At 73.4% G+C, this 11,930-nt stretch carries 12 protein-coding genes; 6 read left to right on the forward strand and 6 right to left on the reverse strand.

Annotation, left to right across the window (positions count from 1 at the left end; translation table 11 throughout):
* Nucleotides 1-7: 7 nt before the first annotated feature.
* The gene (locus ACFY2A_RS00705; RefSeq protein ID WP_387166725.1) at nucleotides 8-538 is read left to right on the forward strand and encodes a DUF5818 domain-containing protein; all 531 of its coding nucleotides are present in this window, start codon (nucleotides 8-10) and stop codon (nucleotides 536-538) included.
* A gap of 103 nt (nucleotides 539-641) precedes the next feature.
* The gene (locus ACFY2A_RS00710; protein ID WP_363923674.1) at nucleotides 642-1,574 is read left to right on the forward strand and encodes an alpha/beta hydrolase; all 933 of its coding nucleotides are present in this window, start codon (nucleotides 642-644) and stop codon (nucleotides 1,572-1,574) included.
* 15 nt (nucleotides 1,575-1,589) lie between these two features.
* On the opposite strand, the gene ACFY2A_RS00715 is transcribed toward ACFY2A_RS00710, so the two are convergent.
* Complete coding sequence (locus tag ACFY2A_RS00715; protein WP_387166728.1) at nucleotides 1,590-1,955, reverse strand: hypothetical protein; 366 nt, start codon at nucleotides 1,953-1,955, stop codon at nucleotides 1,590-1,592.
* A complete protein-coding gene (locus tag ACFY2A_RS00720) occupies nucleotides 1,952-4,879 on the reverse strand; it encodes an SseB family protein (protein WP_387166731.1) in 2,928 nt (975 codons plus the stop codon). Before ACFY2A_RS00720 ends, ACFY2A_RS00715 begins: the two co-directional genes overlap by 4 nt.
* A 251-nt stretch (nucleotides 4,880-5,130) precedes the next feature.
* Here ACFY2A_RS00720 and mycP point away from each other — a divergent pair, with 251 nt between their 5' ends.
* Nucleotides 5,131-6,282, forward strand: coding sequence for a type VII secretion-associated serine protease mycosin (gene mycP, locus ACFY2A_RS00725; RefSeq protein ID WP_387167469.1), 1,152 nt, complete (start codon nucleotides 5,131-5,133; stop codon nucleotides 6,280-6,282).
* A gap of 28 nt (nucleotides 6,283-6,310) precedes the next feature.
* Here mycP and ACFY2A_RS00730 read toward each other — a convergent pair whose 3' ends face one another.
* Nucleotides 6,311-6,604, reverse strand: coding sequence for a WXG100 family type VII secretion target (locus tag ACFY2A_RS00730; RefSeq protein WP_363923680.1), 294 nt, complete (start codon nucleotides 6,602-6,604; stop codon nucleotides 6,311-6,313).
* A gap of 26 nt (nucleotides 6,605-6,630) precedes the next feature.
* A complete protein-coding gene (locus ACFY2A_RS00735) occupies nucleotides 6,631-6,951 on the reverse strand; it encodes a WXG100 family type VII secretion target (RefSeq protein ID WP_357581596.1) in 321 nt (106 codons plus the stop codon).
* A 237-nt stretch (nucleotides 6,952-7,188) separates the two neighbouring features.
* Between ACFY2A_RS00735 and eccE the strand changes: the two genes are divergently transcribed.
* From eccE to rarD, 3 genes are all read left to right on the forward strand, one after another.
* Nucleotides 7,189-9,066: a type VII secretion protein EccE gene (gene eccE / locus ACFY2A_RS00740; protein WP_387166734.1), complete on the forward strand. Its 1,878-nt coding sequence runs from the start codon at nucleotides 7,189-7,191 to the stop codon at nucleotides 9,064-9,066.
* A gap of 45 nt (nucleotides 9,067-9,111) precedes the next feature.
* Nucleotides 9,112-9,498, forward strand: coding sequence for a phage holin family protein (locus ACFY2A_RS00745; protein WP_363923684.1), 387 nt, complete (start codon nucleotides 9,112-9,114; stop codon nucleotides 9,496-9,498).
* Nucleotides 9,499-9,630: 132 nt separating this feature from the next.
* A complete protein-coding gene (rarD, locus tag ACFY2A_RS00750; protein ID WP_363923686.1) occupies nucleotides 9,631-10,566 on the forward strand; it encodes an EamA family transporter RarD in 936 nt (311 codons plus the stop codon).
* A 55-nt stretch (nucleotides 10,567-10,621) separates the two neighbouring features.
* On the opposite strand, the gene ACFY2A_RS00755 is transcribed toward rarD, so the two are convergent.
* Both ACFY2A_RS00755 and ACFY2A_RS00760 read right to left on the reverse strand, forming a co-directional pair.
* On the reverse strand, nucleotides 10,622-11,314 hold the full coding sequence (locus ACFY2A_RS00755) for a zf-HC2 domain-containing protein (protein WP_363923689.1): 693 nt from the start codon (nucleotides 11,312-11,314) through the stop codon (nucleotides 10,622-10,624).
* A complete protein-coding gene (locus ACFY2A_RS00760) occupies nucleotides 11,311-11,805 on the reverse strand; it encodes a sigma-70 family RNA polymerase sigma factor (RefSeq protein WP_232511229.1) in 495 nt (164 codons plus the stop codon). The genes ACFY2A_RS00755 and ACFY2A_RS00760 overlap by 4 nt, the downstream gene beginning before the upstream one ends.
* Nucleotides 11,806-11,930: the final 125 nt, after the last annotated feature.

The raw sequence follows: 11,930 nt of genomic DNA on the forward strand, positions 1-11,930 counted from the left end.
GGAACCGATGCGAGGCTGCTCGCGTCGTACCCTCGTGCCCACCACCAACCGCACCCGACTGCCGGCGGCCTGCCTCGCCATGCTGTTGGCCCTGGCCGGTTGCGGCGAGCCGGACGGAGGCACCGTGACCGCAGACCAGAGCCCCACCGCAACCGGCAGCTCTCCGGCTGGCAGCCCCGACCGCCCGGACGGCGACGCGCCTGCGGGCGACACCACCGGGCAACCTCCCGCCGGCCGTACCGGCGGAACGCTGTCACCCACCGAACCGCCGCTGATCGGCACCCCGACGGCGCCGCCGAGCCATCCCACCGAGCTACGCAAGACGAACGTCCTGGCCGGCCGACTCAGCCGGGGCGGCAGCGGTCCCTGCTACACCCTGGTCACCGACGACGGCCGCGAGTACGCGCTGCACGGCACCGACAAGGGCACCTTCGCCACCGGCGCCTGGGTGCGGGTGACCACCGCTGCGGCGACGGCCGAGGTGGACTGCGGCCCGGGAGTCCCGGTCAGCATCCTCAAGATGAGCCCGGTCGGTTGACCGTCCGGATACCTGTCCGGACACTCCGACAACGCCGCCGGTCGTCGCCGGGGCCCGCCGCAGCCCGGTGATGATCGGCAGGACAGGGCCTAGGCTGTCGGGCATGACCGAGCAGCGTGACGAGGCCGTCGACGAGTCCTGCGTACTCACCGAGGGGCCGTGGACGCATCGGTTCGTGGGTGCCAACGGCAGCCGCTTCCACGTCGTGGAGGCCGGTACCGGGCCGATGGTGCTCTTCCTGCACGGCTTCCCCGAACACTGGTGGGCCTGGCACCGGATGCTGCCGGCGGTCGCCGACGCCGGCTTCCGCGCCGTCGCGATGGACCTGCGAGGCTACGGCGCCAGCGACAAACCACCCCGGGGGTACGACGGCTACACCCTCGCGGCCGACGTCGCCGGGCTGATCCGGGCGCTGGGCGAGCGCTCCGCCACCCTGGTCGGCACCGGTGCCGGCGGGATGATCGCCTGGACCGCGGCGTCGTTCCACCCCAACCTGGTGCGTCGGCTGGTGGTGCTCGGCGCCCCGCACCCACTGCGGTTGCGGGCGGCCATCTTCGCCGACCCACGCGGTCAGTTCGCCGCGTCGACCCCCGCGCTGAGATTCCAGCTGCCCCGGTACGAACACCTCCTCACCCGCGACGACGGCCGGGCGGTGGAGGAGATCATGCGCCGCTGGGGTGGCCCCCGCTGGGTCACCGGAGCGGACTTCGCCGACTACGCGCAGCGCTACCGGGAGGCCATGCGGATCCCGCAGGCCGCCTTCTGCGCGCTGGAGGGCTACCGGTGGGCGTTCCGGTCGGTACTGCGGCTGCACGGCTACCGGTTCGTGAAGTTGATGCAGCGGCCGCTTTCCGCTCCCACCCTGCAACTGCATGGCGCGCGGGACGTGGCAGCGTTGCCGCGCACCGCCCAGGGCTCCGGGCGCTACGTCAGCGCACCGTACGAGTGGCGACTGCTCGACGAGGTCGGGCACTTCCCACACCTGGAGACACCGGAACTGGTGCTCGGCGAGATCCTGCGCTGGGCGAAGTCCTGACCCGCGCGGACGGGCTCAGACCCGCTGCTCGCGTACGTCGGTGACCTCGCCGGCGGGAGCCCAACCCTGGTAGACGCCGAAGTCGAACGCCTCCAGCCGCATCGCCTGCGCGACCGGCCAGCGTCCACCGGTGTACTCGACCCGTAGCCACCCGTCGTGCTCGGCCAGCACGATGAACGGCTGCCCCTTCCAGGTGCAGGTCGTGCGGACGTACGCCAGTTCCTCGATCTCGTTGGCCGGGACGACCCGGACGTGCCGGCCGGGGCGCACCTCGGTGAAACCCTCGGTTGCCTCCAGCTGGTACAGCCGAACCTCGCTGCCGTCCGGGCTGGCCTGGAACTCCCGTCCGCGCCAGCGCGCCACGTACCCGTCGCGCATCACCGTTCACCGACCTCCTGCCAGGAGAGCGTGTCGGCGTCGAGCACGGCGATCAGCCGCTCGGTGCCCGAGGCGTCGATGCGCACCAGTTGGGCACCGTGCGGCAGCCGGACGCTGTCCACCTTGAACTCGGCCAGCACCTCACTGCCCGAACCGGGGGCGAAGCCGTTGCCCCGGAACGGGGGCCGTTCGATGACCCAACCCTCCATCGCCCGCATGGCTGCCTCGTTCTGCCCGCCGTAGGGGATGCGGTACAGGCTCGGCCGGTACGCCGGCCACCGGAGCACGTAGATCTGTTCAGCGTCCGGCGCGAAGGGCGACTCGGGATGGTTGAGGCCGAGCGCCTGGTAGAGGGCGGTCGGGGTGGTCAGATGCGCCAGCTCGCCCGCCCGGTGGACGAATCCGGAGACCCGGTCGTAGCCCCGTTCCAGGTAGTAGCCGAGTTGGCTCGGGGCGATCGCCTTCTGCATCACGATCGGCCGGGCCAGGTCACCCGCCGGCGCCGCCTGCCGTGGACTGCTCGCCGGTGCGGAGGCTTCGACGGTCGGCTCGGGCTCGCCTTCGGCGTCGTCGCCGAGGCCGAGTTCGGCCGCCCAGTTCGCCAGGCCGACGATCTGCTCGCCGGGCAGCTTCGCGCCCACCGGGGTGCCGGGGTTGACCGCGAACGACCACGAGGGGTCGGGCCACCTACGGATCAGCTGGACGAAGCGGACCTGGACCGTCTCGGCCGCCGGATCGGTGTGATCGGCGAGGCGCTGCGGGGAGGTGTAGGCCACCACGAAGGTCTGCCCGTCCAGCTGCACGGCCGGCCAGACGAAGCCCGGGTCGCCGGGGCGGCTGCCGGGGGCGGAGTCGGCGGCGACCGGCATGAGGACCCGGGCCAGCAGCAGCGTGGACAGGAAGGTATCGGTGCTGCCGGCCTCGGCGGCGCCGTACAGGTCGTCCTCCACCTCGTTGGCGGGCCGGAAGGGCGGACCGGCGACGGGCGGGGTGGTCGTACCGGACGTGGGGTCCGGCACCGAGGACTCGGCAGCCGCGGACGCCTCCGTGGCCGGCGCGGTTGACGCGGGTGCCGGGGACGGCGACGTCGCTGACGACGGTGCGGACACCGGCGTGAACAGCGAGGGCGTCTCCGTGACCGGGGCGGCCGGGTGGGCGTCGGCCGGTGGCGCCACCTCAACGCCGGTGTCCGTCCCGACCTGGCTGGGCGGTGCCGGGTTGGCCGTCGGAGCAGCGGCCGTCGGCTCGGGGGTCACCGTCCGGACCGGAACGGTCGGCTCGGGCGTCGCTGCCGGCGCCGTGACGGTCGGCTCGGGCGTCGCTGCCGGCGCCGTGACGGTCGGCTCGGATCCCGACATCGTCGGCTCCGGGCGGGGGGCCGGGAAGCGTACCGTCGGCTCGGGATCGGGGGCCGACGGCTCCGGTGCCGGCCCGGGCGGGGCCGCCACCTCGGCGTCCTCGGGTGTCGTACGGGCCGACGGCGCGCCCGCCTGGTTTCCCGTCCGCCCCTCGCTGTCCGGCGCCCCGCCGGGCTGACCCGGGTGACCGTTGGTCAGGGTGAGGTCGCGGGCCTCGATGATCGTGCCCTCTATGACGATCGGGGTGAAACCGCGGCGCGGCGCGGGCGGAGCGGAGACCGGCTCGGCCGCCGAGGTCGGCTGTTCCTCCACCGGCTGGCGACGGGGTAGGGCCTCGGTCGGGTCACCGCCGCCGGCGGTCGGATCACCGCCGCCCGGTGCCGCCCAGCCAGCGGGGGTGCTCACCCGCAGCGGCCGGACCGGCCCGTCGGGCGGCGGCAGTGGTTGGGTCGCCTCCTCGTTCGGGACGGGTCGCGTCCGGGTGGTGGCCTGCTCGTTCTCGCTGAACACGAAGGCGCGGGTCGGCCCGTCGGACGGCGGTTCGCCGGCCGGTCCGCGCCGGGGAAAAGGCTGACCGCCCCGGAACCGGGACGGTGGTGCGGCCCGCTCGGAGAGGCGGTCACCTCGGTGCGTCGAGTGACCGTTCGCGGGCTCGAAGAAGGATCGCTGACCTGTCGGTTCGGGGCCGGACCCGGCCGGACGTCCGTTGCTGGGAGCTCCGGGCCGCTCCGGTGCCATCGGCCATCCCGGCCCGGCGGAGGTCGACTCCTCGTTCCGGCCTGGCGACGGCCGCCGCGGCGGCATGCCGTCCCTGCTGGGGCCGTCCGGGCGGGCACCGCCGAGATCACCCGGCCGCTGGGGGCCGGCCACACCGGCACGGCCCGTCCCGCTGCTGTCGGGTTGGGCCGGGCGGGGCGGGCCGGGCGCCCGGTCGGCGGGCTCCGGTCGGTGCGGACCGGCGACCGTGCCCGACGCCGCCGACGGCACCTCGGGCAGATGAAAGGCCGCCGGCACCACCGGTGGTGCCGGGGAGAGCTGAGTCGGCCGGACCGGGCCCGGCGATCGCGGTGGGGACGGCGGGTTCGGCGTCACCGGGGCGGACGACGCCGAGGCGGCGTCGCGGGCCCGGTTCAGCGCCTCCACGCGTTCCAACCGGGCGCGAGCGCCCACCGTACGGCCGGGTAGCCGCACATCACCTCGGGACAGCTGGGAGACGTACCAGGCGGGCAGGTAACCCTCGATGGGCAGGCCCGGGTTCACCGCCAGCCACCACTCGTGGTTCGGCCAGCTCGCGGCGAGTTCCGGGTAGCCGGTGCGTCGGCTGGGGCCGGCGTGCTCACCGAGGCAGGCGCGCATCGCCTCGGCGGAGGTGAACGCCAGCACGTGCGTGCGGCCGCCGGTTGTCCAGGTGCCCCAACCCACCGGTGTGCGCCCTGCGGCCGCCTGGGCGGAGACCGGCAGCAGCAGCTCGACACCGGACAGGATGCGGAAGTAAAGCTGCTGGTCATTGCCGTGCAGCGCATCGCGCATCGCCGCCTCGGCCCCGGTGGCCGGCTCCCAGTCGGTCACGGCCACCCCTCCTCCCGGGCACAGGCCATAGGTATCGGATACAACCTACAAGGTGATCACAAGATCACAATGTCAGGCTGGCGGTGGCCCGCCCGGTTCACCAGCAACCGATAACATCCCGTTCCGGTGTCGACACGATACGGAGGCGGTCGATGTACCGGGTACCAGGCGCGCCGCGACACCGGCGAGGTGCTCGACGCTCGCCGTACCTCCACCTGACGGCTCCGCTCGCAGCCCTGCTGGCCGGCTCGATGACCACGGTCGCGGCGACGCCGGCCCGTGCCGCGCCGGGGTGCGCGTCGCCACCGGCACCGGCCCGGCCGGTCTCCGCGACCCCGTGGGCACAGCAACGGTACGCCCCGGAGCGCCTCGCCCGGCTGGCCACCGGCGCCGGAGTGACCGTGGCGGTGGTCGATTCGGGCGTGGACCGGCGGCATCCCCAACTGGCCGGGCGGGTGCTCGCCGGCACCGACCTGCTCGATGTCGGCGGCGACGGCGGCCTCGACTGTGTCGGTCACGGCACCGGCGTGGCGAGCATCATCGCCGCCGCGCCACGCGACGGGACGATCTTCCGTGGGCTGGCGCCGAAGGCCCGGATCCTGCCGGTCCGGGTCAGTGAACAGCAGGTCGTGGACGGGCGCGGGACGGGACGCACGGCGGCGCCCCGGGACCTCGGCCGGGCCATCCGCTGGACGGTCGACCAGGGCGCCACCGTGGTCAACCTCTCCGTGGTGCTCTACGCCGACCATCCCACGGTCCGCACGGCGGTCGCGTACGCCCTCAGCCGGGACGTGGTCGTGGTGGCCGCCGCCGGCAACCTGCCTGGTGGTGACGAACGCCGCCCCTATCCGGCCACCTATGACGGCGTGCTCGGGGTCGGTGCGGTCGGCGCGGACGGGGTGCGGGCCGACTTCTCGCAGACCGGCGCCCACGTGGATCTCGTCGCTCCCGGTGTCGATGTGCTGATCGCCGCCACCGGGCACGGTCACCGCAGCGCCGACGGAACCAGCTACGCAGTGCCCTTCGTCGCCGCCACCGCAGCCCTGCTGCGGCAGTACCGCCCCGACCTCAGCGCGGTCGAGGTGGCCCGGCGGATCGTCGCCACCGCCGATCCGGCGCCCGGTGGTGGGTACGGCGCGGGGGTGCTCAATCCGTACCGGGCGGTGACCGAGACCGGGTCGGTGCCGGGGCAGGCGCGGCCGGCGACCGGGCTGGCCGACGACCGGCCCGATCCGACGCTGCTGGCGCAGCAGGACCGCCGGAGCGACGCGCGCAGCCGTGCACTGCTGCTGACCGGCGTGGGGGTGCCTTTGGTGGCTGCCGTCGTGCTGGCCGCGATTGTGTTGCCCCGAGGCGTGCGCCGACGATGGCGTCCGGCCGACCACGAACACGACGCGGGGTGACGCCGATCGGCGTCACCCCGCGGAGCGGTCACTGGAAGAGGCTGGTGTTCCGCTTCTCGGTGTCGAGGTAGTCGGCCGCGGACTCGTCCACCGCGAGCTTGATGTCCCGCAGCATCACCTGGAGGTCCTGCGAGGCGTTACGCCACCGTGCCTGCCGCTGCTCGTAGGCCTGCTGGGCCGCACCGGACCAGTTGGCGACAAGCGGCGCCGCGTCGCGCTCCAACTGGCCGAGTTGTGCGTCCAGCGTGTTCAGCGCCCGTTGGATGTCCGCGCTGGCCTGTTGCAGCGCGGCGAAGTTGACGACCAGCACACCGTGCTCCATCGGATTCTTCTCCCTGGGGTCGTGGGCTAGAGCGGCAGTTGGATGCCGCCGCGGTTGGTGGCGGCCACCCGAGCGGCCGCCTCGGTGTCCGACGCGTCGTACCGCGTACCGGCGGTGCGGATCGCACCCGCCGTCTCCCGCAACGCCTGCTGCAACCCGGCCTGGTCCTCCGCCCACTTCCGTTTGACCTGCTCGAACGACCGGCCACCAGCCCCTCGCCAGGCCTGCTGGAGGATCTCCAGCTGGACCAACAGTCCACTGAGCATCGACTGCAACGACTGGTCGGTCTGCTCGAACTTCGCCGCGGTCTGCTGCATCACCGCGGCCTCTGCCTGGGTCTGGGACACCTTGGACGTCACCTCGTCTCCTCGATCGTGGCTGGCCCTACGGCGGAAACGCACCACCCACGACGCCGGAGGCGAGCACGACGCGGGATGGGCCAACGAGAACTCGTCGCTGAGAGTAGCGACACGATCGCGGTTCTGCTACCCCACCGCGTTCCCCTGTGGACAACGCGATCGCTCGCCGGTAATTACGATGGGCGGCGGCAAAGTCGCGATAGGTGACCGGCTTGGGAGGGTGTGGTGGCGACAACCCTCACTCCCACCCGCCCGGACGCGGTCGCTCTCCCCCGCTCCGGCGACCCGTCTTGCGGCTCCGGGCCTCGGATCCGCCCCACCGGGCCGCGACGACGCACCGGCCGTCGGGGGCGCACGACCCGGTTTCGCTCCGGCCAGATCGTCACGACCCAGGTGGTGGCGGCGACGCTCGTCGCCGTACCGGGCCGGGGTCCGCTGGCGACGGCCGCCACGACGCTGGTGGTGGTCGCGCTGCTCGCCGTGACCTGGTGCCGGGTTCGTCGGCGATGGCTGCACGAGTGGCTGGTCATCGGCCTCGGCTATCTGGTCCGGCGGCGGGTGACCAGACCCCACTCCGGCCCCACCGAGCTGCTCGGCCTGGTGGACCCGCACGCCGTGATCCGTCCCGTCGAGCTGGGCGATGGTCCGGCACCGGTGCTGGACGACCCGGGCGGCCTGGTGGCGCTGCTGGAGATCGGCGACCCGGCCGACCTGCTCGATGCGGGCAGCCGGTCACTACCGCCACCCGCGTCACTGCTCCCGGTCGAGACCGACCAGACGCCACCCGTACGCGTGCAACTTCTCCTCACCGGCACGCCGGCGCCGGTGGTCGGTGCCGGCGGCGCGGCGGCCGTCTCCTACCGCCAGCTCACCGACGGGCAGCTGGCCGGCCGGGAGCGGGCGGTGCTGGCGGTACGGGTGTCGCGGGCGCCGGGCTGGCCGGAGGAGGCGCTGCGGCACACTCTCGGGGGCACCGTCCGGCGGCTCGTCCGACGGCTGCGGCCCCTGACCGTGCGACCGATGGGCGAGCAGCCGATCCGGCGGGTGCTCGCCGAGTTCGCCCACCACGACGGACGGCCGGTGCGGGAGTCCTGGCAGGCGGTCCGCTGCGGCGGCCTGCTGCAGACCACCTTCCGGTTGAGTCGATGGCCGGGCGGGGACACGGCCACGCTCGTGCCCCGGCTGTGGGGGCTGCCGGCGACCGCGATCACGGTGTCGCTGCACACCGGGACGGAGCGGCCGGCAGCCACTGGGCTGCTCGTACGGCTGGCCGCGGCGACGCCCTCCGAGCTGTCGGAGGCGGCCCGGCAGTTGCGGCGGACGGTGGCCGCCGACGGCGCGGCGGTGGAGCGGCTCGACGGCGGGCAGTTGGCTGGGCTCGCCGCAACGCTGCCGTTGGCTCTGCCCGGGGCGCCGACGCTGACCGCTGCCGGGAGACCGGAGCGGGAGGTGTCGTTCGGTCGCGACGACCTGGAGCGGGAGCTGCCGTTCGGTGCCGCCGGACTGATGCTCGGCGTCAACCGGCACGGCCACGCCGTCACCGTCCGGCTGTTCCGGCCGGAGAGCACCCGACTGGTGCTCGTCGGTGGGGTGCCCGCCGCTCAACTGATCGCCGTGCGCGCGATGGCACTCGGTGCCCGGGTGATCGTCCAGACGGCTCGGCCGCACGCCTGGGAGCGGTTCGTCCGGGGCACCGGCGGGCCGGGCGGGCCTGTTCCGCTGACACCGCCGGACCGCCCGGTGGCGGGAGCATCCGGCACGCCGCTGGCCCCGGTGCTCGTGGTGCTGGACGCGCCAGCGCCGGCCGGTCCACGGCCAGGCACGGCCTGGCACACCACGCTGCTGGTCCGCGACGTGCTGGCCCCGGCCGACGCGGACGCGTTGGGCCGGGCCGACCTGGCGGTGTTCCAGCCGCTCAGCCCGGCCGAAGCCACCGTCGCCGGCAACGCGCTGGGGCTCGGCGACGCGGCGGAGCTGCTGACCCGGATCCGGCACGACATGGTCGCCGTGGTCAACCGGCGGGCCCTGCGTTGGGCGCTGCTCGCCTGCACCCCGATCGAGGCGCAGCTCATCGACGGCCGGGCTCTGCGCCGGGCACAATGATCTCGCGGGTTCCGCCCACGCGCCCGCCGTGGCACCATGCCCGCCATGGGTTTTCTGAAAGGTCTACTGATCCGGGTCGGCGCCACGGCGGTGGCCTTCTGGCTGGCCACACTGCTCATTCCGGGCATCTCGCTCGACACGGAATCGGTCTCCGAGACGATCCTGACCCTGGTCCTCGTCGCGGTCATCTTCGGCGTGGTCAACGGGGTGCTACAGCCGATTATCAAGACCGTCGGCTGTGGCTTCTACCTGCTCACCCTCGGCCTGATCGCACTTGTGGTCAACGGCCTGTTGTTCCTGCTCACCGGCTGGATCGCGGATCAGGCCGGGCTGCCCTTCGACGTCGACGGCTTCTGGCCGGCCGCGGTGCTGGGGGCGCTCTTCGTCGGCGTCGTCACCTGGATCCTCGGCGCCATCCTCGACCGCGACTGACCGCCTCCCGACACACCGCCGACCCGGCCGGTGGTCACCCACCGGCCGGGTGCGGGCGGACCAGCGCGACGAGGCCGTGAGCCCGCTCACCAGCAAGGATCGACAACCCCGGACGCCCCTTACGGTGGAGCCGTGACGTCGCTCCGCCTCGGCTACCTCTACGGACTTGGTGCCTACCTGCTGTGGGGGTTCTTTCCGCTCTACTTCAAGCTGCTGCGCCCAGCCGGCCCGCTGGAGATCCTGGCGCACCGGGTGGTGTGGTCCGTCGCCTTCGTCGCACTGCTGCTCGTGGCGCTGCGCAACGTCGGCTTCCTGCGGTCCCTGCTGCGCCGGCCACGGACGCTGGCGGGCATCGGTGCCGCCGCCACGCTGATCGCGGTCAACTGGTTCACCTACATCTACGGCGTCAACTCGGACCGGGTGGTGGAGACCGCCCTCGGCTACTTCATCAACCCGCTGGTCGTGGTCCTGCTCGGGGTGCTGGTGCTACGCGAGCGGCTGCGCCCGGCGCAATGGTTGGCGCTCGGCGTCGGTGCCCTGGCCGTGGCCGTGCTCACCGTCGACTACGGCCGGCTGCCGTACCTCGCGCTCATCCTGGCGTTCACCTTCGGCGGGTACAGCCTGGTGAAGAAGCGCCTCGGCCTGCCCGCAGCGGAGGGCCTGTTCGTCGAGTCGGCTGTGCTGTCGCTGCCCGCGCTGGGCTACCTCGGCTGGCTCGCCGCCACCGGTGACGCCGCGTTCGGCCACGTCTCGGCCGGACACACGGCCCTGCTGGTGCTCGCCGGGGCGCTGACCGCCATCCCGCTGCTGCTCTTCGCCGGTGCCGCCAACCGGCTGCCGCTGACCGCGCTCGGCATGCTCCAGTACGTGGCGCCGATCCTCCAACTCGGCTGCGGCGTACTGATCTTCCACGAGCCGATGCCGCCGGCCCGGCTGGCCGGCTTCGCCCTGGTCTGGCTCGCCCTGATCGTCTTCACCGCCGACGCGGTACGCCAGGCGCGGCACACCCGCCGCCTGCGCCTGGACGGCACCGTGCCACCCACGGCGGCGGTCGCCACCAGCCGCTGAGGTCGCCACCGGCCAGCAGCCGCCGAGGTCACCAGCCAGCCGCTGTCGTTCCGGCTCAGCGGACCTCGTAGGCGAGGACGGGAGTGCCGTCGGCACGGATCAGTTCCAGCCGGACCAGCTGGGCGTTGGTGAAGCGGGTCGCCCCGGTGATCCGCAGGTCGTCGCCGGGTGCTGCCAGCCAGGAACCGATCTGCTCCTGCGAACCGTCCCCGGCGTGCGCCACCAGCCGGAAGGCGTTCGCCTTGCCGTACCCGGCCCGCTCGTCGTAGCCGCAGTGCATGGTGACCTCGGTGCCCCAGTTGGTGCCGGTCAGGCCGATCTCGGCGTGCACCGGGACCGTTCCGGCGACCGGTTGCATCTGCACCATCCGCACCTGGCCGCCCGGCGCGTTCGGGCCCTGCCCGGGCAGCACCGTGGCCACCCCGAAGCCGACCACCAGAGCGAACGCGGCGGCGGCCAGCCCGATGACCGCGTACCGCAGCCGGCTGGCCTGCCGCTCGCGGCGGCGGCGGTCCCGCGCGGCGTTGAGCAGCTCGGGCACCCGGGGGTTCTCCGGCGGCGGCAGGAACTGTTCCAGGCTGGCCGGATCCAGCCGGCCGAGCAGGCCGGGCAGCACGGCGATCTCGGAAACCGACTGCTGGCAGGCCGGGCAGTCGACGAGATGCCGTTCGTAGGCCACGCGGTCGGCTGGGGAGAGCGCACCAAGCACGTACGCCCCGTCGTCGTACGCGAACTCGCAACGGTTCATCCGGTCACCCCCATCTCGGCCAGGACCAGCCGCAGGGAGCGCAGCGCGTAATGGGTGCGGGACTTCACCGTGCCCGGCGGCACGCCCAGCCGGGAGGCTGCCTCGGAAACCGATCGCCCCTGGTAGAAGCACTCCACCAGGACGTCGCGGTGCGAGGGACTGAGCCGGTTGAGCGCCTCCGCGACCGTCCACGCCTCGACGGCGCGCTCGGTTTCGTCGACGACCTCCGGCGGCTCGGGCAGTTCGTCGGTGTAGACCTCGCCGACCCGGGTGGATCGCCGCCGCCAGGCGTCGATCGCGAGGTTGCGCGCGGTGGTGAAGAGCCAGGCACGTACCGAACCGCGCCGGGGGTCGAGCGACTCCGGGTGCCGCCAGGCCCGCAGCAGCGTCTCCTGCACCAGGTCCTCGGCGCGCTGCCGGTCGCCGTTGACCAGCCGCAGCGCGTGCGCGTACAGCGCCTCGGCATGCTCGTCATGCAGGGCGCGCAGCAGGTGGGCGTCGTGGTCGCTGATGGTCTTCTCCTCGCTCTCGGCGCGAGCGGGCGCGGTGTTACGACCAGAGATACGTGCTGTCACGCCTATCGGTTCATTCCCAGCTCAAACCTGGGATTCCCGAG

It is taken from the genome of Micromonospora sp. NPDC000442, from assembly GCF_042898635.1.
Lineage (GTDB): Bacteria > Actinomycetota > Actinomycetes > Mycobacteriales > Micromonosporaceae > Micromonospora.